The following is a 21,207-nucleotide window of genomic DNA, read 5'->3' as shown; positions in this document are numbered from 1 at the left end:
ATGTTCGACCTTTCCTCCCGACAGGCCAAGATCGTCTTCTTTGCGGCGCTTGCGGTGATCGGCTTCTTCCTATTCTTCCCGCTCTACTGGCTGGTGATCTCGTCGCTGAAGGCGAATGCCGAGCTCTACCGGGTCGTGCCGACGCCGTTCCCGACCATGCCGAGCCTTGAACATTTCATCCGGGCGCTGACCGCCGGCAAACTGCCGATGTACCTGATGAACAGCCTGATCACCTCGACCTGCAGCGCCGCGCTGGTGACGCTGCTGGCCCTCTATGCCGGCTTCAGCTTCGCCAAATATCGGTATTTCGGTCGCCAGCCGGTGATGCTGTTCATGCTCTCGGCGCAGATGTTTCCGTTCGGCCTACTGCTGATCTCCATCTATCCGCTGATGAGCGAGCTTAACCTGCTCGACACAAGGCCGGGGCTGATCCTCAGCTACATCGTCTTTGCGCTGCCGGTCTCGACCTACATGCTCTACAGCTATTTTTCCCAGGTGCCGGACGAGCTGATCGACGCGGCGCGGGCGGATGGCGCGAGCGATCTCAGGATCTTCCACACGATCGTCATTCCGATCTCGATTCCGCCGATCGTCACGGTGTTCCTCTATTCCTTCATGTGGTCCTGGAACGACCTTCTCTATTCGATGACGCTGATCGTCTCCGACGAGAAACGCACGATCGGGCCGGGCCTGCTTCTCACCTATCTCAACGAGGTCAATTCGGACTGGGGCGGCGCCATGGCGGCATCGCTGATCGCGTCTGCGCCCATCGTCGCGGCCTTCATGTTCCTCCAACGTTATTTCATTCAGGGCGTCACCGCCGGAGCAGTCAAATGAGCAAGATCCTTGCCGGGGCTTTCCCCGTTCTTCCCACCCCGTTCCGCGACGACGGATCGATCGACGAGGCGGACTTCCTGTCGATCATCGATTTCGCGCTGGAGAGCAATGTGGACGGCGTCGTTTATCCGGGGGTCGCCAGCGAAGTGGACACGCTGACGCCGGAAGAGCGCAAGCGCCAGGTGGAACTGCTGGCGGAGCGCATCGGCGGGCGCATTCCGATCATTATCGGCGCCAGCGATCCGGATCCGAGGTCTGCGGCTAGACATGTGGCGCAGGCGGCGGAGATCGGGGCAGGGGCGGCCATGGTGATGGCGCCGTTGTCTCTCGGCAACGACATCGCTGCGCAGACCGCCTATTTCAGGGAAGTCGCTGCTAATGCCGGTGTGCCGATCATGCTGCAGAACCAGCCGAAGCCGATCGGCGCGGGGCTGACGCCGGAAGAAGTGGCGGCGGTTGCCAATGCCGTGCCTGAAATCCGCTACGTCAAGGAAGAGACCGCGCCCTGCGGCCAGCATCTGACCCGGATCAAGGCGGCGGCCAACGGTTCGCTTGACGCGATCTTCGGGGGGGCCGGCGGGCGTTACATCACCGACGAACTGGCGCGCGGTGCGGCCGGCACCATGCCCGCCGCCGAACTTGCCGATATCCATGCCCAGATGATCCATGCCTGGCAGAGGGGCGATGTGGCGACCACCCGCAAACTTTACAACGTTTCGCTGCCGCTCCTGAATTTCCAGGCGATCTTCCGCATGCACATGACCAAGGAAGTGCTGCGCCGGCGCGGTGTCATCAAGCACACGTTCGTCCGCGGCAAGGGGCCGAAATTCGACGAGGGCGATGCCAAGGAACTGGCGTTGCTTCTGGCGGAGGCCGATCTGCCCTATACCAATCACAAGCCGAACTGAGCTAGAACCCATGCCGAAAAACGTCGTCGATGCGATCGTCTCGGTCGAGACCTTCATCATCTCCATTCCCCGCGAGGTGCCCTATCTCGGACCTCTGAAGGAAGGCGAGGCGATCAACGCGCGCGGTTACCTGATCCGCAAGGGCAACCGCACCATCTATCCCTCTACCGACATGACGCTGCTGATCAAGGTCACCGGCGAGAGCGGCAAGGTCGGCTGGGGCGAGTGTTATGGGATCGTCGCGCCCGAGGCGACCAAGGCGATCATCGACGACGTGCTCGGTGCGGTCATCATCGGCCGCGATCCGGGTGATGCGGCGGTCATCCACGAGGACCTCTACGACCTGATGCGGGTACGGGGTTTCTTCGGTGGCTATTATCTCGACGCGCTGGCGGGCGTCGACATTGCGCTCTGGGACCTGACCGGTAAGAACCTCGGGGTGCCGGTCTCCACCCTGCTCGGCGGGCGGCGGCACGATACGATCCGCGCCTATGTCTCCGGGCTGCCGAAAGCGGCGCTGAAGGAGCGTTGCGATCTGGCCGTCCATTGGGTCGGCAAGGGCTACAAGGGCATCAAGTTCGCGGCGGTGGTCTCCGAGGAGGATATCGTCAAGGAAATGGCGGCTCTGCGTGAAGCGGTCGGTCCGGACATCGACCTGATGGTCGACCTGCACTGGAAGTTCGAGGCGGGCGAGGCGATCCGCATCATCCGGCGGCTGGAACCCTACAATCTCTATTTTGCCGAGGCGCCGGTGCAGCCGGAAAACCTCGAGGGCCAAGCGCGGGTGGCGGCCGGCATCGGTGTGCCGCTGGCGCTCGGCGAGGAGCTGCGCACCATCTACGAATACCGGCCGCGGTTCGAAAAACGGGCGATGAGCATCGTCCAGCCGGAAATGGGGCATACGGGCATTACCGAGTTCATCCGCATCGGCCAGATGGCGCAGGCCTTCCACATGAACATCATGCCGCATGCCTCGATCAGCGTCGGCATCTTCATGGCAGCGAGCCTGCAGGCATCGTCGGCGCTGCAAAACGTGCCCTATCACGAATACCAGCACTCGATCTTCGACCGGAACCTCACCTATACGAAGGGCGACATGGCGTCGGGCGAGGGCACCTATGTGGTGCCGACCGGTGCCGGTCTCGGCGTCGAGCCGAAGGAAGAAGTGTTCGAGTTTGTCGTCAGACGGTGACATAGTCGAACGCCGTAACCGCTGAAAGGCTTGTCGTCGCATGGAGGGCGGGCAGGCAGAGATCGTCACCGTGCGGCATCGCGGAACGCTTCGAAGATCACCCGGTGGCCGGCGTCGTTGGGGTGGGTGATGTCGGGCGAGGCGAGAAGTCCGTCGCCGTGCTCCATCATCCTTTCGTAGACCGGGGCATAGAAAACCGAGAATTGCCGGGCAAGCTCGCGGACCGCTTCCACATAACGCTCAAAGCCCTGGCGAGTCTGGCCGGTGAACCCTGCGCTTCCAACCGAGAACCCGGCATCCGGAATATAGGGTGGGCTACCGATCGCGATCCTTTGCCCGTGCCCGGCTGCGATCAGCCCCTTCAGGATACGGTTATAATCCCGCACGAATCCTGCGAGGTTCATGGTTTCGGGGGCCGCGGTGTAGCGGGCGTCATTGTAACCATAGAGGATCAGGATCGCGTCCTCGTGCGGCCGATCAAGAAGTGATTCAAAAAACCTCCCGACTCCATCGTTCGGCCTCGGCTTTCCCTCCGCGAGCCTTGAGCCCTGCAACACCGTTCCCGGGATGGCGTGATTGCGGATCGGAAAGCCTTCGACCGCGCCGGCAAACAGAGCCGGCCAGGCAAGTTCGGCCCGGGAGGCGTTGAAGCCGGCGGTGATGCTGTCGCCGAATACGCGGGTACCAGAAATTGCCAGCGATTTCAGATGCTCCGCAAATCTCATCAACTTTTCCTTCATTTTCCCGCTTGACAGCCGCGGGAATAATCTTGTTTATACGTATTAGCTGCTAATACGCATTAGCAGTCAAGAGGAGAGAGGGAGGATGTCGCGTGGCCGCGCCTAAGCGTTTGACTCAGCATGATATTGCGAAGCTCGCCGGCGTCAGCCAGGCAACCGTTTCGCTTGTGCTGAACGGCGCGCCGACAGCTCTGGCGCGTATTCCGCAGGAGACCCGCGAGCGCGTCCAGCAGGTCATCCGCACCACCGGTTATGTTGCCGACCCAATCGCGCGCCGGATGGCGAAGGGGCTCAATCGCATTCTCGGCGTGTTCACCTACGAACCGGCCTTTCCGAGCGCCCAGGCGGACTTCTTCACGCCCTTCCTGCTCGGCATCGAGGAAGAGGCGCAGATCCAGAATTACGACCTTCTGCTTTTGACCGGGGCCGGCGTCGGGCAGGATCGAAAAATCTTTGCCGACGGCAACCGCCTGAGGATCGCCGATGGCTGTCTTGTGCTCGGCCGCGAATTCGACCGCGCGGAGCTGACGCGACTGGTATCCGGTGACTATCCGTTCGTGGCGATCGGCCGACGCGAGGACGCCGGCGGGCCGGTCCCCTATGTCGGCGGCGAWTATGCGAACGGCACGCGGGCGCTCGTCGAGAAGGCAGGGGCGCTCGGGCATTCGAAGCTCGCCTATATCGGCCCACCGGGACCGGCGGAATCGACTGCCGATCGGTGGTCGGGCTTTGACGGTGCTCTCGGCGACGGTCTTGAGCTTGTCCTGCATATCGAAACGGCGGGACGTGCGGCAGACGAGATACTGGACGCTCTTTTCGGCAGCGGTGCGACTGTCGCCTTCTTTGTCGAGCTCGCCGATGCGGTGCGTGTCGAGGCCGCTGCGCGCGCGCGTAGCCTGTCCATCCCCGGTGATTTTTCAGCCGTCGTGCTCGGTAGCCATATCCGCGCGGAACGCAGCCATGTGCAATTCACCGCCTTCGACATCCCCCGCGAGGAGATGGGCCGGCAGGCGACTGCGATGCTGGTGCGCCGCATCGAGAGCGGCGATGCCGGCGGCCAAATTCTTCTGACCTGTGAACCGGTCGAGGGGGAAACCCTTGGACCCGCAAAAAGACGGACATGATCAACGTGACAGAGATGCATACGGATATTCTGGTGGTAGGCGGCGGTCTTGGCGGTGTTGCGGCAGCACTTGGTGCATGCCGGGCCGGCCGAAGCGTGATCATGACCGAGGAGTTCGACTGGATCGGCGGCCAGCTGACCAGCCAGGCAGTGCCCTCCGACGAACATACTTGGGTCGAGCAGTTCGGCATTACCCGCTCTTACCGGAAGCTGCGGGAAGGGATCCGCCGGTATTACCGCGACCACTATCCTCTGACCGAGGGCGCCCGCGCCTGGGGCGACCTCAATCCCGGTTCCGGCTGGGTCAGCCGCATCTGCGCCGAACCGCGCGTCAGCCTTGCCGTCATGGAAGCCATGCTTGCGCCCTATCGCGGCGCCGGAAAGCTGAAGGTGCTGCAGCCCTATCGCCCGGTCGCCGCAGACGTCGACGGCGATACCGTCCGCTCCGTCACCGTTCGTCACCGCGATACCGGCCGGGAGATCACCATTTCCGCTGCCTATATCCTCGATGCGACCGAACTTGGCGATCTCTTGCCGATGACCGGCACCGAATATGTGAAGGGCTTCGAAGCCCAGTCAGACACGGGCGAGCCGAGTGCGCCACCGCAAGCGCAGCCGGACAATGTCCAGGCTGTGTCGATCTGCTTTGCCATCGATCACGTCGACGGCGACAAGACGATCGACAAGCCGGAGAACTACGACTACTGGCGCAAGTACCAGCCGCATTTCTGGGGTGGCCCTTTGCTCGGCTTCACCGCCCCGCATCCGCGCACGCTGGATTTCACCACCCGCTCGTTCACGCCCAATCCCAATGACGATCCGCTCGCCGTCGATGCCGACCAACGCAAGGGCGGCGGCGACGAGAACCTGTGGATCTTCCGGCGCATCGCGGCGCGCAATAACTTCGTGCCCGGCGCCTACGCCTCCGACATCTGCCTCGTGAACTGGCCGATGATCGACTACATGGAAGGCACGATCATCGACCTTTCCGAAGAGGACAAGGCAAAGCAGCTGAAATCGGCTGCCGACCTTTCCTACTCGCTGTTCTACTGGCTGCAGACCGAAGCGCCGCGCGTCGATGGCGGCCAGGGTTTTCCGGGGCTTCGCCTGCGCGGCGACATTACCGGCACCGAGCACGGGCTTGCCATGGCTCCCTATATCCGCGAGAGCCGCCGCATCAGGCCAGTCACCCGCATCGTCGAGCAGGACCTCTCCTATTCGGTGCGCGGCGAAAAGGGCGCGGTCAACTACCGCGACAGCATCGGCATCGGCATGTACCGGATCGACCTGCATCCCTCGACCGGCGGCGACAACTATATCGACGTGCCGTCCTGCCCGTTCGAGATCCCGCTCGGTGCGCTTCTGCCTGAGCGGGTGAAGAACCTCATCCCGGCCGGCAAGAATATAGGCACCACCCATATCACCAATGGCTGCTATCGGCTGCACCCGGTCGAATGGAACATCGGCGAGGTCGCCGGCATGCTCGCCGCCCATTGCCTCGACAAAAATCTTACGCCGCATCAGGTCCAGGAAAGCGACGAGAAGCTCCAGAATTTCCAGAGAGAGCTCAGCCGTGAAGGCATCGAAATGCGCTGGCCGGATATCGCGGCCTACTAAGGACGGCCAATGGACTGTCTATCAAAACCAACCTTTGGAGGAGGAACGGGAATGAACTATCATCGGACTTTGAAATCTGCGGTCGCGGCATTGGCCGTGGCCGTGCCGCTCTGCTGGAGCGGCATCGCCAACGCTCAGGACGCGGTCAACCTGCGCATGACCATCTGGAGCGCCAACGAGGCGCATCTGAAGCTGTTCAACGACATCGCCGCCGGCTTCAAGAAGGACCATCCGAACGTGACGGTGACCTATGAGTCGCTGCCCTTCGACACCTATACGACGGCGCTGACGACCCAGATCGCCGGCGGCAATGCGCCTGACATGGCCTGGATCTTCGAGACCGCCGCCTATGACTTCGTCAATTCCGGTGCGCTCTATCCGCTGACGGATACGCTCAAGGCGACCAAGGGCTACAACGTGGAAGAACTGAGCGCCACGGCTGCCGAACGCTGGACCAAGGACGGCAAGCTGTTTGCCTATCCGTTCTCGACCTCGCCGTTTGCGATGTTCGTCAATAACGACCTCATCAAGGCGTCCGGCGCCAAGACCCCGGCGGAAATGATCGCCGCCAACCAGTGGACATGGGACAACGCCATCGCCACCGCATCCACCGTCGGCAAGACTGGCAAGGGTGGCCTGATCGTCCGCGACTTCAACTATCAGATCTGGCAGAACCTTGCCTCCGTCTGGAACGGCTGGGGCGCATCGCCATGGAGTGCTGACGGCAAGACCTGCACGATGACCGAAAAGCCGATGGTCGACGCACTGACCTTCATTCATGACGCCGTCTTCAAGAACAAGGCGATGCCGGGTCCCGGTGAAAGCGTCGACTTCTTTGCCGGCAATGCGGCAATGACGATCACTCAGATCAGCCGCGCCTCGTTGCTGCCGAAGGACAAGCCGTTCGCCTGGGATCTCGTGCCGCTGCCGAAGGGGCCGGCAGGCAACTATGCGCTGATCGGCCAGGCCGGTGTCGGCGTCATGCAGTCGGGCAGACACGCCAAGACGGCCGCCGAATTCGTCGCCTATATGACGAACCCGGAAAACTCGGCCAAGCTCAGCCAGTTCTTCCCGTCGGCTCGCAAGTCGCTGCTGAACGCCGAAGTCCTGAAGAAGACCAATCCGCTGCTGAGCCAGGAGCAGATCGACAAGGTCGTGATCTCCGGCATCGCCACTGGCAAGGTCATTCCGGGCCATACGGGCTTTGCACAGATCCAGCAGGTGGTTCGTTCGGGCCTTGATGCCGTCTGGCGTCCGGATGCGAATATCCCGGCAGCCCTCCAGCAGATCTGTGGCCAGATCGGCCCGCTTCTGAAGCGTTAAGGGGGTTCGTGTCGATGGCTGTCGTGCAGCAAACCGCCCGTCCGGAGGGCCGCTCCTCATCGTCGTTCTGGACGGTCGCGCGGCGCGACAGCCTCGCCGGGTTTCTCTTCATCGCCCCGCAACTGATCGGGATCACGCTTTTCGTGCTGATCCCGCTCTGCCTCGTCTTCTGGTATTCGCTGCACGAGTGGAACGTGCTCGCCAATACCTTCACCTATACCGGTCTCACGAACTACCAGATGCTTCTCGAAGACACGAGCCTGCCGTCTGTGCTCGGGGCGACGGCGATCTTTTCCGCGGGGCTGGTGATCTTCAACCTGAGCCTGGCATTGCTGCTTGCGGTGCTGCTCAACCAGAAGCTCGCCGGCATCACCATCTTCCGTACGCTGTTCTTCTCGCCGGTCGTGGTGTCGCTGGTCGCCTGGACGATCGTCTGGGGTTTCCTTCTGCAGAAAAACGGCGGCATCAACGGTGTGCTGCTCGTCTTCGGCATCGATGGGCCGAACTGGCTGCGCGAACCGGTAACGGCGATGATCTCGGTCATCGTGGTGCAGGTGTTCAAGAATGTCGGCCTCAACATGATCCTGTTCCTTGCCGCCCTCCAGGGCGTGCCGAACGAACTCTACGAGGCGGCCCGCATCGACGGTGCGCCGCGTTTCAAGCAGTTCCGCCGCATCACCCTGCCGCTGATCAGCCCGACCATCCTGCTGACCTCGATCATCACGATCGTCGGCTCGTTGCAGGTGTTCGCGCAGATCGCGGTGCTGACGCAAGGCGGGCCGGGCCTCACGACCACGGTGCTGGTCTATTACCTCTACCAGCAGGCCTTCCAGTTCCATTTCTTCGGTTACGGCTCGACGCTGTCGATCATGCTGTTCGTGATCGTCGCCGTGCTGACCTTCACCCAGTGGCAGATGCGCAAGAGGATCGTCTTTTATGAAAGCTGAGCTCTCCCCGCGCAGACAAGTGTTTCTCTACGGCCTGCTCTGCGTTCTCCTGATCCCTTTCGTCTTCCCGACCTGGTGGATGGTGACGTCGTCGGTGAAGCCGATCAGCGACATTTTTGCGTTTCCGCCGCAGCTCATGCCGGAAAGCTACGACTGGACGACCTATGCCAAGGTCTTCGAGCTGCAGCCCTTCGTGAAGCAGTACTGGAACTCGGCCTACATCGCGGCGCTGGTGACGATCGGAACCATGATCGTCTCCTCCATGGCCGGATACGCCTTTGCACGGATCAAGTTTCCGTTCGCCAACACCATTTTCATGGTCGTGCTGCTGGGGCTCTTGATCCCGTCGGAAGTGACGATCGTGCCGCTTTTCCAGATGTTCCTGAAGGCGGGCATGGTCAACACCCACTGGCCGCTGATCCTGGTGCCGATCTTCGGCGCTCCGAGCGTGTTCGCGACATTCGTGATGCGGCAGTTCTTCATTGCGCTGCCCGTCGAACTCGAAGAGGCGGCGCGGGTTGATGGTCTTGGACGCTTCAAGATCTTTCGCAAGATCGCCTTGCCGCTCGCAAGGCCGGCGCTTGCGTCGGTGGCGATCTTCACCTTCCTGCATTCCTGGAACCTCTATCTAGAACCGATCGTGTTCCTGTCGAGCGCCGACAAATTCACGCTGCCGCAGGCGCTGACACAATATACCGACGCCTATGGCGGGCCGATGTGGAACATCCAGCTTGCCGCGGCGACCCTGACGGCGCTGCCCGTTCTCATCGTCTTCATCATCGCGCAGAAGCAATTCGTCGAAGGGCTCGCGCATACCGGCCTCAAGGGTTGAAAAACTCACCTTTTGAAACACTGAGGCTGAAGAAACGGAAATCTGATTGATGGCTGAAGTTACCCTTTCCAATGTCCGCAAGAGCTATGGCGCCGTCGACATCATCCACGGCATCGACCTCGGCATCACCGACGGCGAGTTCGTGGTGCTCGTCGGCCCGTCCGGCTGCGGCAAGTCCACGCTGCTCAGGATGGTCGCCGGGCTGGAGACAATTACCGGCGGCGAGGTGAATATCGGCGGGCGGGTGGTCAACGACCTCGACCCCAAGGACCGAGACATCGCCATGGTCTTCCAGAACTATGCGCTTTATCCTCATATGACCGTTGCCACCAATATGGGCTTCTCGCTGGAGCATCGCGGCGGCAGCAAGGCGGAGATCGCCGAACGTGTCAAATGGGCCGCCGACATCCTTGGCCTTGCGCCCTTGCTCGATCGCTACCCGCGCCAGCTTTCCGGTGGCCAGCGCCAGCGCGTTGCGATGGGCCGGGCGATCGTGCGTGATCCCAAAGTGTTCCTGTTCGATGAGCCGCTTTCCAATCTTGACGCGAAACTGCGCGTCGTCATGCGCGGCGAGATCAAAAGCCTCCACCAGAGGCTGAAGACGACCACCATCTACGTCACCCACGACCAGGTCGAGGCGATGACCATGGCCGACAAGATCGTCGTACTGAACGGCGGTAAGGTCGAGCAGATCGGGGCACCACTCGACCTTTACGACCGGCCGGCCAATCAGTTCGTAGCGGGCTTCATCGGCTCACCGTCGATGAATTTTTTGACCGGCACGATTACGCCTGACGGTTTCTCCGCGCCCGGTATTCTGCTGCCGCTGCCTGAGGTAGCGCACGAGCACAAGGACCGAAAGGCGGTCTACGGCATTCGTCCCGAACATTTTGCCCTGGACGAGAGCGGCGTGCCGGCGGAAATCGTGCTGGTCGAGCCGATGGGCTCCGAGACGCAGGTGACTATGAAGCTTGGCGAGACGCTGGTGACCGGCGTGTTTCGCGAGCGGGTATCGTTGTCGCCGGGGGCAACGATCCGGGTGCGGCCGGAACTCGGCAATATCCATCTCTTCGCCGCCGATGGCGGCCAGCGTCTGAACTGAGGCCCGTGATGCCGAATTACCCCGAAACCAAGCTCACCAAGGCGCTGCGCGGCGGCAAATTCCCGGTCATCGTCTCGCTCGCCCGCCACGACCTCGATCTTGCCAAGGCGGCGATCGGGGCAGGGGCGTTTGCGATCAAGGTGCATCTCAACGCCTATCATCGCGCCACCGGCACCACATTCGGCAGTTTTGCCGAGGAACGACCGTTCTTCGGGAAGCTGGCGCCGCTCGGGGTGCCGCTGCTGGTAATGGCCGGCCAGGAGACGGTGCCGACGCCGGACGAGCTCGATGCCTTGGCGGATCTTGGTTTTGAAGGGTTCAATGTCTATTTCGACCATCTTCAGCCGCATCTGCTGCAGTCGAAGCTCCGCCCGATCCCGGCGCTCGGCGAGAAAAGCACTGACGAGGATTTGAAGACCATCGTCGCCATTCCCGGCGCGATGATGGAGGCGTCTGTTGCGTCGTTTGCCGATTACGGCAGGCCGCTCGACGAGACCGATCTTGCCCGCTACACGGAAATCACCTCGAAGGCCGGCATTCCGGTCATCGCGCCGAGCCAGAAGCGTTTCGTGGCCGCCGATATGGCAAGGCTGAAGGCGGCCGGCATCGCGGCGCCGTTGCTCGGTGTCATCGTCACCGGCACGACGCCGAAGAGCCTGGAGGAGGCGGTGCGTCCGATCGTCGAGGCGGCAACTGGCTGAGTGGCGGTGATGGATTGAATTTCTTCCGTCGGATCGCCATTTTAGGTGCAAATCCAAAACCGAAGGAGGAAAGCATGACGACGTCTACCGAACGGGCCGTTCTGGCCGGAGGTTGTTTCTGGGGCATGCAGGACCTGATCCGGCGTCTGCCCGGTGTGGTATCGACCCGCGTCGGTTATAGCGGCGGCGATGTGCCGAATGCGACCTATCGCAATCATGGCACCCATGCCGAAGCAATCGAGATAATCTTCGATCCGGCCAAGACCAGCTATCGCGATATTCTGGAATTCTTCTTCCAGATCCACGATCCATCGACCAAGAACCGCCAAGGCAACGATGTCGGCATGAGCTACCGCTCGGCGATCTATTATGAGAACGATGAACAGAAGCGCGTCGCCGAAGACACCATCGCCGATGTCAACGCATCGGGCTTATGGCCGGGCAAGGTGGTGACGGAAGTGGAGCCGGTTGGTGATTTCTGGCAGGCGGAACCGGAGCATCAGGATTACCTGGAGCGTTATCCGAATGGCTATACATGCCATTTTCCGCGCCCGAACTGGAAGCTGCCGAAGCGCGCCAGCGTTGCTGCTGAATAACCCGTCTCAATTCACGAATTGAAGGCGCTGCCATCTCGAGATGGCAGCGCCTTTTTTTGTTACGCGAGCGTATAGGCGGTCTTCACCACGGTGAAGAACTCGGCGGCATATTTGCCCTGTTCGCGCGGGCCGAAGGACGAGGCCTTGCGGCCGCCGAACGGCACGTGGAAATCGACGCCTGCCGTCGGCAGGTTGACCATCACCATGCCGGCTTCCGAGTTGCGCTTGAAATGCGTCGCGTGCTTGAGGCTGGTGGTCGCGATACCGGCCGACAGGCCGAACGGCGTGTCGTTGGCGGTTGCCAGCGCTTCCTCGTAGTTTTTCACCCGGATGACGGATACGACCGGTCCGAAAATCTCTTCGCGGGAGATGCGCATCTGGTTGGTGGCTTCGGTAAACAGCGTCGGCTGGAGGTAAAAGCCGGGCGTGTCGCGCTTGACGATTTCGCCCCCGAAGGCGAGCTTGGCGCCTTCCGATTTGCCGATATCGATATAGTCGGTATCCTGCTTCAACTGCTTGTCGTCGACAACCGGGCCGATATGGCTGCCGGCCTTCAAGGCGTTGTCGACGTTGAGCGTCTTCAGCTTTTCGGTGAGCGCTGCGACGAACTTGTCGTGGATGCCTTCGGTCACGATCAGGCGCGACGAAGCGGTGCAACGCTGTCCGGTCGAGAAGAAGCCCGAATTGGCGGCCGCTTCGACGGCGACGTTGATGTCCGCGTCATCGAGGACGACCATCGGGTTCTTGCCGCCCATTTCGAGCTGGAACTTGCGGTTATGCTCGATCGAGGCCAGCGCAACGCGCTTGCCGGTGCCGGTCGAGCCGGTAAACGTGATGCCGGCGAGGTCCGGGCTGTCGAGCATGGCCTGGCCGACGACCGAGCCGCGGCCCATGACGAGGTTCAGAACGCCCTTCGGCAGGCCAGCGCGGTGGAGGATGTCGACGATCGCCCAGCCGCAGCCAGGCACGAGATCGGCAGGCTTGAACACGACAGTGTTGCCGTAGCAGAGCGCCGGCGCGATCTTCCATGCCGGAATGGCGATCGGGAAATTCCAGGGCGTGATGATGCCAATGACGCCGAGTGGTTCGCGGGTGATCTCGACACCGATGTTCGGACGTGCGGACGGCACCAGTTCGCCGGTCAGGCGCAGCGCTTCTCCAGCGAAGAAATCGAAGATCTGGGCGGCGCGGGTAACTTCGCCGATCGCTTCGGGAAGGATCTTGCCTTCCTCGCGGGCGAGAAGCGCGCCTAGTTCTTCCTTGCGGGCGAGGATTTCGTCGGAAGCTTTCCGAAGAATAGCGTGACGCTCCAGGATGCCGGAACGTGACCAGGCCGGGAAAGCGGCCTTGGCGGCTGCTATCGCCTGCTTGGCGTCTTCGGCATTGCCCTGGGCATACATGCCCACGACATCGTTGGTATCGGACGGGTTGATGTTCTTGGAAGCGTCCGAGCCGACCCATTCGCCGGCGATCAGGTTCTGGTAGATGGTCATGGACCTCTCCTCTCATGTGAAAGGTCCCGCCAAGCGGCGGGACCGTCAGATAAAGCTTGTTCAGTCGCTCATTTGAAAACGTTTGGGAGCCAGAGCGACAAGGCAGGGATATAAGTCACGAGCAGCAATACTGCGATGCTGGCTCCGAAGAAAGGCCAGATCGTGCGCATCGCTTCACGTATCGTGATGCCGCCGACCGCGCAACTGACGAAGAGCACGGTTCCGACCGGCGGCGTGTTGAGGCCGATGCCGGCATTGAGGATCATGATGACGCCAAAATGGACAGGATCGATGCCGAAGGCTTTGACGACCGGCAGCAGAATCGGGGTCGAGATGATGACCATCGGCGCCATGTCCATGAACGTGCCGAGCACCAGCAGGATGACGTTGATCATCAGGAGCACGATAATCGGATTGTCGGAGATCGCTCCGATCGCCGCGATGATCAGCGTCTGGACCTGCAGGAATGCCATCAGCCAGCCGAACGCGGCCGCGGTGCCGATGACCAGTAGTACCATGGCGGTGGTGCGCACCGCGCCCATGACGGCCTCGACGAAACCTTCCCAGTTCAGCTCTCGATAGACGAGCATGGCCACAAGGAACGCGTAGAGGACCGCAATGCAGGAGCTTTCCGTCGCCGTGAACACGCCGGAGCGGACGCCGCCGAAGATGATGGCGATCAGCAGGATGCCCGGCAGCGAAGCCAGAAAGTAATAACCGATGCGGGCAAAGCCCGGGAACGGATCGGCCGGATAACCGCGTTTGACGGCAACCCACCAGGCCGTGATCATCAGCGCTCCGGCCAGCAGCAGGCCGGGAATGATGCCGGCAGTGAAGAGGTCGGCGACGGAGACGTTGCCGCCCGCCGCGATCGAATAGAGGATCATGTTGTGCGAGGGCGGGATCATCAATGCGATGATGGCGGCATTGGCCGTCACGTTCACCGCATAATCCCTATCGTAGCCGCGCGCAGCCATTTGCGGGATCATCAATCCGCCGACGGCCGATGCGTCCGCCACGGCCGAGCCGGAAATGCCGCCGAACAGCGTCGACGCAACGACGTTGACCTGGCCGAGACCACCGCGCATGTGGCCGACAAGGCCGGCTGCGAAGCGGATCAGCCTGTGCGCAATGCCGCCGCGCACCATCAGGTCGCCAGCGAAGATGAAGAACGGGATCGCCATCATGGCGAAGACGTTCATGCCGGAATTCAGCTGCTGGAAGACGACGATCGGCGGCAGGCCCATGTAGAGGACCGTGGCGAAGGACGCGATTCCAAGGCAGAAGGCGATCGGCATGCCGATCAGCATGAGGAAGGTAAAGGAACCGAAAAGAATGGCGTAGGCCATTATGCAGCCTCCTGCACGAGGACGTCAGCAGCAATTTCTTCGCCGATGGCGACGTCGACGAAGCGCTCCAGAGCGAAAAGGGAGATCATGACGCCTCCGACGATCATCGGGAAGAAGTCGGTGCCGCCCGGCCAGCCGAGAACGGGAATGGTGGCCGACCACGTGCCCTTGGCGAGCAGCGTCGAATAATAGGCCATGCCTATCCCGAACAGCACGATCAGGCCGAGGCTCAGGAGGTCCATGGCCTTCTGAATTGCCGGTGGCATGACGTAACGAACGATATCGAGCCCGAGATGCACGCTCTCACGCACACCGACGGCGGCTCCGAGCATGATGAACCACGACATCAGGTAGAGCGACAGCGGCTCGGACCAGCTCGGCGAGTCGTTCAGGATATAACGGCCGAAGACCTGCCAGCCGACGATGAGGGTCATGGCGATCATGCCGGTGCCGGAAATATAAAGCGATAGGCGGCTGAGCCCGCCCAGAATTGGCTTGATGGCCAACATGAAGTTTCTCATGAACCTGTCCTCCACGATCCGGCGACGTTCCCCGGTGCCGGAAATGAAAAACCGGCCCTCTGATCAGAGGGCCGGCTTCTTTTTCGAACTTACTTGACGGCCTGGATCTGCTCCAGCAGAGCCTTTTGCTTCGCGTCCGTGACGAACTTGTCATAGACCGGCTTCATGGCTGCCGAGAACTCGTCCTTGTTGACCTTGATAATGTTGGCGCCAGCAGCACGAACCTTGGCTTCCGAGGACTTTTCGCGGGCAGTCCAGAGCTCACGCATCTTGACGACCGAGTCCTTGGCTGCCTGGCGGAAGATCTTCTGGTCTTCCGGCGTCAGCTTGTCCCAGGAGATCTTCGACATGACCAGGATTTCCGGGTTCAGCGAATGTTCGGTCAGCGTATAGTTCTTGGCGATCTCGTAGTGACGAGCGGACTCATAGGAAGGCCAATTGTTTTCTGCGCCGTCGACCACACCGGTTTCGAGCGAGGAATAGACTTCGCCCATCGGCATCGGGGTCGGGTTGGCGCCGAAGGCCTGCATCATGGCGATCCAGAGGTCGGACTGCTGGACGCGGATCTTCATGCCCTTCAGGTCGGCAAGCTTGGTGATCGGCTTCTTGGTCGTGTAGAAGGAGCGCGCGCCGGAATCGTAGTAAGCGAGACCGATCAGGCCATGCGGTTCGAAGGCTTTCAGGATTTCGTCGCCGATCGGGCCGTCGACGACCTTGTGCATGTGCTCGGTCGAACGGAACAGGAAGGGCAGGCCGAGAACGGTGGTTTGCGGCACGAGGTTGTTGAACGGCGCTGCATTGACGCGGTTCAAATCGATGACGCCAAAACGGGTCTGTTCGATCGTGTCCTTTTCGCCACCCAGCACCGAGTTGTTCATCACCTGGATCTTGATGCGGCCGTTGGTGCGCTGGGAGATTAGTTCGCCCATATATTTGACGGCATCGACGGTCGGATAGCCATCCGGATGGATATCGGCGGAACGCAGGGTAACCTGCGCATTGGCGGCGGTCGCGCTGAGCGCGAGACCGAATGCGAGGCCGAGCAGTTTCGTGAGTTTCATGTTGTCCTCCTCCGTTGATCGCCGGAGCCTCCGTGCTCCGGTCGTTTGAACTATCAGTCTCCTAGGGCTTGCCTTGCCGCTTATTGGGCCGACAGGCCGTAAAGCTCTTCAGGGTTTTTCACGAGCGCGAGCTGGCGTGCCGCATCGTTCGGGAACCAGCCGAGCACGGTGTCGGTCAGCGCCAGGTCATCCGGATAATCTGCCTGTTCGCGGGCGAGATTGTGCGGCCAGTTGGTGCCCCAGACGATGCGTTCCGGTGCATATCTGGCGATCTCGCGGGCGATGGCTGCGACATCGGCATAGTCCGGGCCGCCGGCCTTGGAAGATTCATAGACGCCGGCAAACTTGAACCAGCATTTTCCACCGTCGATCAGCCGCTTGACAGCTGCGATCTGCGGGCTGTCCGGTGTCACGCCTGAAAAGAACTTGCCATGGTGATCGAAGACCCAGCGGGACTTCAGGTTCTTCAGGCGCTCTTCGTGGTCGAGGATGTTGCTGCCGTCGAATTGGACGGCGACCATCCAGTTGCGGGACGCCGCTTTGGCGTCGACGGCTTCGAGTTCCGACAGGTTCACCGCGCCGCCCGGCAGATCCATGATACGGGCGCCGACATTGCCGGCTGCTGCGAGGCTATCGAGTTCGGCTTCCGATGTGGTGCTGTCGATCACGCAGACGCCGCGGGCGATCGAGCCGAACTCCGCAAGGCAGGCATTGAGATTGGAATTGTCGCGCTGCTGGGCATTGCCCTGGGTGACGATGACCCGATCGATGCCGATCCAGCGCATGAACTGGAGATACTGGGCCGGTGTCGGCAGGTCTCCGGCAGGAAGGCCCGGACCGCCGGGGAGCGATGGAAAGCCAGGCAGATAAGCATGCATCTGAGTGTCGATCGCGCCCTTGGGCAGTTTGGTCTTGGGCGGCGTGCCGGAAAGGGTGCGGACGAGCATCAGATATCTCCCATGCGGAATTCTTTGAGCGCATCGCGGTTGATCTCGATCCCAAGGCCGGGGCCGTTCGGGATCTGCACCACGCCACGCTCGTGTTCTATCGGGGTTTTGATCACCGCCTGACGGAACGGATTGTGGGTACGGTCGAATTCGAGGATCGGTTCGATCGGATTAACGCGAACCGGGCTCGGGATCATCGCCGCCATGAACTGCAATGCGGCGGCGATATGGACAGCGGTGCCCCAGACATGCGGCACGACGCGAATGCCGTGAAGGGCTGCCAGATCGGCGACGCGCTTGGCTTCGGTAAAACCGCCAACGCCGGCAAGGTCCGGCTGCAGGATGTCGACGGCACGGGTTTCCACCGGCTCGCGCATGCCCCAGCGGCTGTGCCAGGTCTCGCCGCCGGCAACCGGGATCGGCTGGCGGGCGCGGACTTCGCGGTAGGCGGCAAGCTGTTCCGGCACCACGGGTTCCTCGAACCAGTCGATATTGAGTTCAGCAGCCGCCTGGCCGAATTTGATCGCCTCGATGGCGTCGTAACCGTGGTTGGCGTCGACCATCAGGCGCATGTCAGGACCGACGGCGTCGCGCACGGCACGGATGACGCGCAGATCCTCCTCGACGCCGAAGCCGATCTTGATCTTGCTGGCGTGAAAACCCTGTTGCCAATAGCCGGCGACGTCGGTGGCATTGTCTTCCACGCGGTCGACGCCGTCGCGCTTGAAGCTGCCGGTCGCGTAGGCCCTGACGCTCTCGCGGAAACGTCCACCGAGCAGGATCGAGATCGGCACGCCGAAATGTTTGCCCTTGATATCCCAGAGCGCGATGTCGATGCCGGACAGTGCCGTGACGGCAAGGCCGCGCTGACCCTGATCGCGCAGCGCATTATAGAGCCGCGCCCAGATCTTTTCGGTTTCGAGCGGATTTTCGCCCATCAGCCAGTTCGCATAGGTCGCGACCACGGCCGCATTCGGCCGGGCCGGGCCGAGGCATTCGCCCCAGCCGATCGTGCCGTCATCGCACTCGATCTCGACGAGCACATGGGCGCGGCGATCGAAGCGCATCGAGGCGCTTTCGAAGGCGACGTCGAGCCTGTGTTCGAGAAGGTGGGTGCGAACCGAAGCGATCTTCATGGGTTAGCGCTTCCAGGGGCCGATGAGCTTCAGGAGCATGTCTTCTTCTTCCGCCGTCAGGTCGTCGAGCGGCGGACGCACCTTGCCGGCGTCAAAACCCTGCAGGCGCACGCCGGCCTTGATGGCCGAGACGGCATAACCCTTGCGGCGGTTGCGGATCGCCATGAAGGGGTAGAAGAAGTCCTTGAGGATTTCCTCGCAGCGGGTGCGGTTGCCGGCGCGCAGCGCCTTATAGAACTCGACGGCAAGGCCCGGCACGAAGTTGAAGACGGCCGAGGAATAGGTGGTGAAGCCGGCGCCGAGATAGGCTTCGGCGAAGAGCTCGGCCGTCGGCATGCCGCCGAGATACATCAACCGGTCGCCCATGGTGGCGGTGATCTGCCGGACAAGCCCGATATCGCCGCTTCCGTCCTTGAAGCCGATCAGGTTCGGGCATTCGTCGCAGAGGCGCTTCAGGGTGTCCACCGACAGGATCGAGTTGTCGCGGTTGTAAACCATGACGCCGATGCCAACCGACTGGCAGATGCGTTTCACATGCTGGTAGAGGCCTTCCTGCGGTGCATCGATCATGTAATGCGGCAGCAGCAGGATGCCGTCGGCGCCGGCCTTTTCGACCGCGCGGGCCATCTCGACGCCCACATGCGTGCCGAAACCGCAGCCGGAGACGATTGCGGTCTTGCCGGCGGCCTCCTTGGCGGCGGAAACGATTGTGGGGACCTCATTGGGAGACAGCGAGAAGAATTCGCCCGTGCCGCCGGCGGCAAACAGGACCGGTGCATCATAGCCCGACAGCCATTCGACATGGCGGCGATAGCTTTCCGGCTGGAACTGGCCTTCCTTGTCGAAATGGGTGACGGGAAAGGACAGCAGGCCGGCACCAAGTGCGACCTTGATTTCTTCAGGCGTCATCATGCGGATTTCCTTTGTAAGCGTCTCCTCCAGACAAAAATTGTCGTACAGGTTGCGTCGACTTGTGTCAACAAGTCATCTTACAGCTTCCCGAAGCTCCCGGAGGAGGGTGCGATAACGCAGCTGCGCACCCCGCAGATGCCGGCGCATGGCGTCGCGGGCACGGTCTTCGTCGCCGTCGGAAATCGCCACGACAATGGCATTATGCTCCTCGTCGAGCAGCTTGATATAGGCTGCCTGGTCGGCCTCCGAATCGTCCGGGCGTAATGCTGCGCGCGGGATCAGGCTGCGGCCGATCATCGTCAGGAATTCGCGGAAGCGGGGATTGTTGGTAGCTTCGGCAATGGCAAGATGCAGCGCGAAATCCGCCTCGCTGGTCGGTTTTGCGGCCTCGAGACAGGCGCGGACCGCATAATGGCGATCGAGAATGACCTCTTCCTGTGCAGGGGAGCGGCGAAGGGCCGCAAGCCCTGCAGCCTCGACTTCCACCGCGGTTCTGAGCTCCAGGAGCTCGATCATCGAGGATACGCGGGCGAGATCGATATTCGAGAGGGAGAGCATGACCGGCTGCACGTTGCGCGAAGGCTCCAGCACGAAGACGCCGGCGCCCTGGCGGGCTTCCACAAGGCGGTCGGCGCGCAGCGATGCGATGGCCTCGCGGACGACGGTGCGGCTGACGCCGTGCGCCTCGGTCAGCTGTGCTTCGCTCGGCAGGCGCGAGCCCGGCGGAAACTGACCCGCTGCAATCGCCTGGCGCAACGTTTCTCCGAGGCGAGAAACTAGCGTCCTCGATCCCCTGCCGGTATCGAGTCTGGTTTCTACGCTCATTTCATTCCTCCCTGCTCGGCGGCGCATCACAATATCGCGTCAACCCGCGTGTCAAGCTTAAGCGACCGCGCCAAGCCGGCTCCGACTTGTTGACCGAGCTTTCTCAACATGTATGATAAGTATTGAAGCTTGTCACGAACAAGTTGGCCAATGAACTGGATTGCCGCGGCCGACGGGCCGCTTTCGGAGGATGATTTCTTGAAAAGACTTTTGATCACCGGTGCCGCCGGCGGCCTCGGACGCGCCATGCGTAGCCGTCTTGCCGGGTTCGCCGAAACGCTTCGCCTGTCCGATATCGTCGATCTCGGCACTGCCGGCCCAAATGAGGAGCTGGTCGTCTGCGATCTCGCGGATGCAGATGCGGTCATGAAGCTGGTCGAGGGCTGCGACGGTATCCTGCATCTCGGCGGGGTTTCGGTGGAGGACAAGTTTTCGAAGATCCTCAATGCCAACCTGCTCGGCCTCTACAATCTCTACGAAGCTGCCCGGGCGCATGGGCAGCCGCGCATCCTGTTCGCCAGTTCCAACCATGTCGTCGGGTTTTACCGGCAGGACGAGCATATCGACGTCAAGGCTCCGATGAAGCCGGACGGGCTCTACGGTGTTTCGAAATGTTTCGGCGAGGCTCTGGCGCGCATGTATTTCGAGAAATTCGGCCAGGAGACGGCGCTGGTCAGGATCGGCAGCTGCTTCGAAAAACCGATCAACCACCGCATGCTGTCCGGCTGGATGTCACATGACGACTTCATGTCGCTGATCGGCTGCGTCTTCCGGACCCCGATGCTCGGCTGCCCGATCATCTGGGGCATTTCCGACAATGACAGCAAGTGGTGGGACAATTCGCATGCGTCCTATCTCGGCTGGAAGCCGAAGGACAATGCAGAACGTTATCGCGCCGAACTGGAAGCCAGCGTTCCGCGTCCGGCACCGACCTCGGCGCTTGCGGTTTACCAGGGCGGCATGTTCACCCAGGACCCGATCTTCGCCGAGGACTGAGCCCGCACGGCGGGTTCTTGTTTCTGCCTTTTAGGCCCACCACATCAGC

The 21,207-nt window shown here is 61.6% G+C and carries 21 protein-coding genes; 12 read left to right on the top strand and 9 right to left on the bottom strand.

The genetic code is table 11. From position 1 onward, the window contains the following. Genes AC1D3C_RS10610 through AC1D3C_RS10600 form a run of 3 tightly spaced genes read left to right on the top strand, consistent with a single transcriptional unit; the run spans position 1 to position 2,937 of the window. On the top strand, positions 1-837 hold the full coding sequence (locus AC1D3C_RS10610) for a carbohydrate ABC transporter permease (protein ID WP_477482847.1): 837 nt from the start codon (positions 1-3) through the stop codon (positions 835-837). Next, complete coding sequence (locus AC1D3C_RS10605) at positions 834-1,745, top strand: dihydrodipicolinate synthase family protein (protein ID WP_477482846.1); 912 nt, start codon at positions 834-836, stop codon at positions 1,743-1,745. Before AC1D3C_RS10610 ends, AC1D3C_RS10605 begins: the two co-directional genes overlap by 4 nt. 10 nt (positions 1,746-1,755) lie before the next feature. Continuing rightward, positions 1,756-2,937 carry a mandelate racemase/muconate lactonizing enzyme family protein gene (locus tag AC1D3C_RS10600; protein WP_477482845.1) on the top strand — a complete coding sequence of 394 codons (1,182 nt, stop codon included), beginning with the start codon at positions 1,756-1,758 and terminating at the stop codon, positions 2,935-2,937. A 65-nt stretch (positions 2,938-3,002) separates the two neighbouring features. Here the strand turns inward: AC1D3C_RS10600 and AC1D3C_RS10595 are convergent, their stop codons facing one another. Continuing rightward, positions 3,003-3,662, bottom strand: a complete 660-nt coding sequence (locus AC1D3C_RS10595) for an SGNH/GDSL hydrolase family protein (protein ID WP_477482844.1) — start codon at positions 3,660-3,662, stop codon at positions 3,003-3,005. 107 nt (positions 3,663-3,769) lie between these two features. Between AC1D3C_RS10595 and AC1D3C_RS10590 the strand changes: the two genes are divergently transcribed. From AC1D3C_RS10590 to msrA, 8 genes are all read left to right on the top strand, one after another. Beyond that, positions 3,770-4,801 carry a LacI family DNA-binding transcriptional regulator gene (locus tag AC1D3C_RS10590; protein ID WP_477482843.1) on the top strand — a complete coding sequence of 344 codons (1,032 nt, stop codon included), beginning with the start codon at positions 3,770-3,772 and terminating at the stop codon, positions 4,799-4,801. A 14-nt stretch (positions 4,802-4,815) separates the two neighbouring features. Next, a complete protein-coding gene (locus AC1D3C_RS10585; RefSeq protein ID WP_477483011.1) occupies positions 4,816-6,417 on the top strand; it encodes an FAD-dependent oxidoreductase in 1,602 nt (533 codons plus the stop codon). A 51-nt stretch (positions 6,418-6,468) separates the two neighbouring features. Further along, positions 6,469-7,740 (top strand): ABC transporter substrate-binding protein, encoded by a 1,272-nt coding sequence (locus AC1D3C_RS10580; RefSeq protein ID WP_477482842.1) that lies wholly within the window; start codon positions 6,469-6,471, stop codon positions 7,738-7,740. Between the two features lie 14 nt (positions 7,741-7,754). Continuing rightward, entirely contained in the window at positions 7,755-8,687 is a 933-nt protein-coding gene (locus AC1D3C_RS10575) for a carbohydrate ABC transporter permease (RefSeq protein ID WP_477482841.1), read from the top strand. After that, complete coding sequence (locus AC1D3C_RS10570) at positions 8,677-9,519, top strand: carbohydrate ABC transporter permease (RefSeq protein ID WP_477482840.1); 843 nt, start codon at positions 8,677-8,679, stop codon at positions 9,517-9,519. Before AC1D3C_RS10575 ends, AC1D3C_RS10570 begins: the two co-directional genes overlap by 11 nt. A 49-nt stretch (positions 9,520-9,568) precedes the next feature. Beyond that, the gene (locus AC1D3C_RS10565) at positions 9,569-10,621 is read left to right on the top strand and encodes an ABC transporter ATP-binding protein (RefSeq protein WP_477482839.1); all 1,053 of its coding nucleotides are present in this window, start codon (positions 9,569-9,571) and stop codon (positions 10,619-10,621) included. 8 nt (positions 10,622-10,629) lie between these two features. Next, complete coding sequence (locus AC1D3C_RS10560) at positions 10,630-11,322, top strand: hypothetical protein (protein ID WP_477482838.1); 693 nt, start codon at positions 10,630-10,632, stop codon at positions 11,320-11,322. 74 nt (positions 11,323-11,396) lie between these two features. After that, positions 11,397-11,918 carry a peptide-methionine (S)-S-oxide reductase MsrA gene (msrA, locus tag AC1D3C_RS10555; RefSeq protein WP_477482837.1) on the top strand — a complete coding sequence of 174 codons (522 nt, stop codon included), beginning with the start codon at positions 11,397-11,399 and terminating at the stop codon, positions 11,916-11,918. A gap of 59 nt (positions 11,919-11,977) precedes the next feature. On the opposite strand, the gene AC1D3C_RS10550 is transcribed toward msrA, so the two are convergent. The 8 genes from AC1D3C_RS10550 to AC1D3C_RS10515 form a co-directional block, all read right to left on the bottom strand. Next, complete coding sequence (locus AC1D3C_RS10550; protein WP_477482836.1) at positions 11,978-13,411, bottom strand: aldehyde dehydrogenase family protein; 1,434 nt, start codon at positions 13,409-13,411, stop codon at positions 11,978-11,980. A 68-nt stretch (positions 13,412-13,479) separates the two neighbouring features. Further along, complete coding sequence (locus AC1D3C_RS10545; protein WP_477482835.1) at positions 13,480-14,760, bottom strand: TRAP transporter large permease; 1,281 nt, start codon at positions 14,758-14,760, stop codon at positions 13,480-13,482. Next, positions 14,760-15,281: a TRAP transporter small permease gene (locus AC1D3C_RS10540; RefSeq protein WP_038543805.1), complete on the bottom strand. Its 522-nt coding sequence runs from the start codon at positions 15,279-15,281 to the stop codon at positions 14,760-14,762. Before AC1D3C_RS10540 ends, AC1D3C_RS10545 begins: the two co-directional genes overlap by 1 nt. 89 nt (positions 15,282-15,370) lie before the next feature. Further along, positions 15,371-16,342: a TRAP transporter substrate-binding protein gene (locus AC1D3C_RS10535; RefSeq protein ID WP_038543802.1), complete on the bottom strand. Its 972-nt coding sequence runs from the start codon at positions 16,340-16,342 to the stop codon at positions 15,371-15,373. 80 nt (positions 16,343-16,422) lie between these two features. Beyond that, positions 16,423-17,289 (bottom strand): amidohydrolase family protein, encoded by an 867-nt coding sequence (locus tag AC1D3C_RS10530; RefSeq protein ID WP_477482834.1) that lies wholly within the window; start codon positions 17,287-17,289, stop codon positions 16,423-16,425. Then, complete coding sequence (locus AC1D3C_RS10525; RefSeq protein WP_477482833.1) at positions 17,289-18,425, bottom strand: mandelate racemase/muconate lactonizing enzyme family protein; 1,137 nt, start codon at positions 18,423-18,425, stop codon at positions 17,289-17,291. Before AC1D3C_RS10525 ends, AC1D3C_RS10530 begins: the two co-directional genes overlap by 1 nt. Before the next feature lie 3 nt (positions 18,426-18,428). Next, positions 18,429-19,334: a 5-dehydro-4-deoxyglucarate dehydratase gene (gene kdgD, locus AC1D3C_RS10520; protein ID WP_247032895.1), complete on the bottom strand. Its 906-nt coding sequence runs from the start codon at positions 19,332-19,334 to the stop codon at positions 18,429-18,431. A gap of 75 nt (positions 19,335-19,409) precedes the next feature. Further along, a complete protein-coding gene (locus tag AC1D3C_RS10515; protein ID WP_038543797.1) occupies positions 19,410-20,162 on the bottom strand; it encodes a FadR/GntR family transcriptional regulator in 753 nt (250 codons plus the stop codon). 198 nt (positions 20,163-20,360) lie between these two features. Between AC1D3C_RS10515 and AC1D3C_RS10510 the strand changes: the two genes are divergently transcribed. Then, positions 20,361-21,158 carry an NAD-dependent epimerase/dehydratase family protein gene (locus AC1D3C_RS10510; protein WP_477482832.1) on the top strand — a complete coding sequence of 266 codons (798 nt, stop codon included), beginning with the start codon at positions 20,361-20,363 and terminating at the stop codon, positions 21,156-21,158. Positions 21,159-21,207: the final 49 nt, after the last annotated feature.

It is taken from the genome of Neorhizobium sp. P1_A6 (assembly GCF_056406795.1).
The sequence above is the reverse complement of the archived record's forward strand: the minus strand, read 5'-3'. Positions and strand labels throughout refer to the sequence as shown.

Bases quoted from the DNA above. Each gene is read 5' to 3' on its own strand.
- AC1D3C_RS10610 (WP_477482847.1), top strand. From the start codon at position 1: ATGTTCGACCTTTCCTCCCGACAGGCCAAGATCGTCTTCTTTGCGGCG.
- AC1D3C_RS10605 (WP_477482846.1), top strand. From the start codon at position 834: ATGAGCAAGATCCTTGCCGGGGCTTTCCCCGTTCTTCCCACCCCGTTC.
- AC1D3C_RS10600 (WP_477482845.1), top strand. From the start codon at position 1,756: ATGCCGAAAAACGTCGTCGATGCGATCGTCTCGGTCGAGACCTTCATC.
- AC1D3C_RS10595 (WP_477482844.1), bottom strand. From the start codon at position 3,662: ATGAGATTTGCGGAGCATCTGAAATCGCTGGCAATTTCTGGTACCCGC.
- AC1D3C_RS10585 (WP_477483011.1), top strand. From the start codon at position 4,816: ATGCATACGGATATTCTGGTGGTAGGCGGCGGTCTTGGCGGTGTTGCG.
- AC1D3C_RS10580 (WP_477482842.1), top strand. From the start codon at position 6,469: ATGAACTATCATCGGACTTTGAAATCTGCGGTCGCGGCATTGGCCGTG.
- AC1D3C_RS10575 (WP_477482841.1), top strand. From the start codon at position 7,755: ATGGCTGTCGTGCAGCAAACCGCCCGTCCGGAGGGCCGCTCCTCATCG.
- AC1D3C_RS10570 (WP_477482840.1), top strand. From the start codon at position 8,677: ATGAAAGCTGAGCTCTCCCCGCGCAGACAAGTGTTTCTCTACGGCCTG.
- AC1D3C_RS10565 (WP_477482839.1), top strand. From the start codon at position 9,569: ATGGCTGAAGTTACCCTTTCCAATGTCCGCAAGAGCTATGGCGCCGTC.
- AC1D3C_RS10560 (WP_477482838.1), top strand. From the start codon at position 10,630: ATGCCGAATTACCCCGAAACCAAGCTCACCAAGGCGCTGCGCGGCGGC.
- msrA (WP_477482837.1), top strand. From the start codon at position 11,397: ATGACGACGTCTACCGAACGGGCCGTTCTGGCCGGAGGTTGTTTCTGG.
- AC1D3C_RS10550 (WP_477482836.1), bottom strand. From the start codon at position 13,411: ATGACCATCTACCAGAACCTGATCGCCGGCGAATGGGTCGGCTCGGAC.
- AC1D3C_RS10545 (WP_477482835.1), bottom strand. From the start codon at position 14,760: ATGGCCTACGCCATTCTTTTCGGTTCCTTTACCTTCCTCATGCTGATC.
- AC1D3C_RS10540 (WP_038543805.1), bottom strand. From the start codon at position 15,281: ATGAGAAACTTCATGTTGGCCATCAAGCCAATTCTGGGCGGGCTCAGC.
- AC1D3C_RS10535 (WP_038543802.1), bottom strand. From the start codon at position 16,342: ATGAAACTCACGAAACTGCTCGGCCTCGCATTCGGTCTCGCGCTCAGC.
- AC1D3C_RS10530 (WP_477482834.1), bottom strand. From the start codon at position 17,289: ATGCTCGTCCGCACCCTTTCCGGCACGCCGCCCAAGACCAAACTGCCC.
- AC1D3C_RS10525 (WP_477482833.1), bottom strand. From the start codon at position 18,425: ATGAAGATCGCTTCGGTTCGCACCCACCTTCTCGAACACAGGCTCGAC.
- kdgD (WP_247032895.1), bottom strand. From the start codon at position 19,334: ATGACGCCTGAAGAAATCAAGGTCGCACTTGGTGCCGGCCTGCTGTCC.
- AC1D3C_RS10515 (WP_038543797.1), bottom strand. From the start codon at position 20,162: ATGAGCGTAGAAACCAGACTCGATACCGGCAGGGGATCGAGGACGCTA.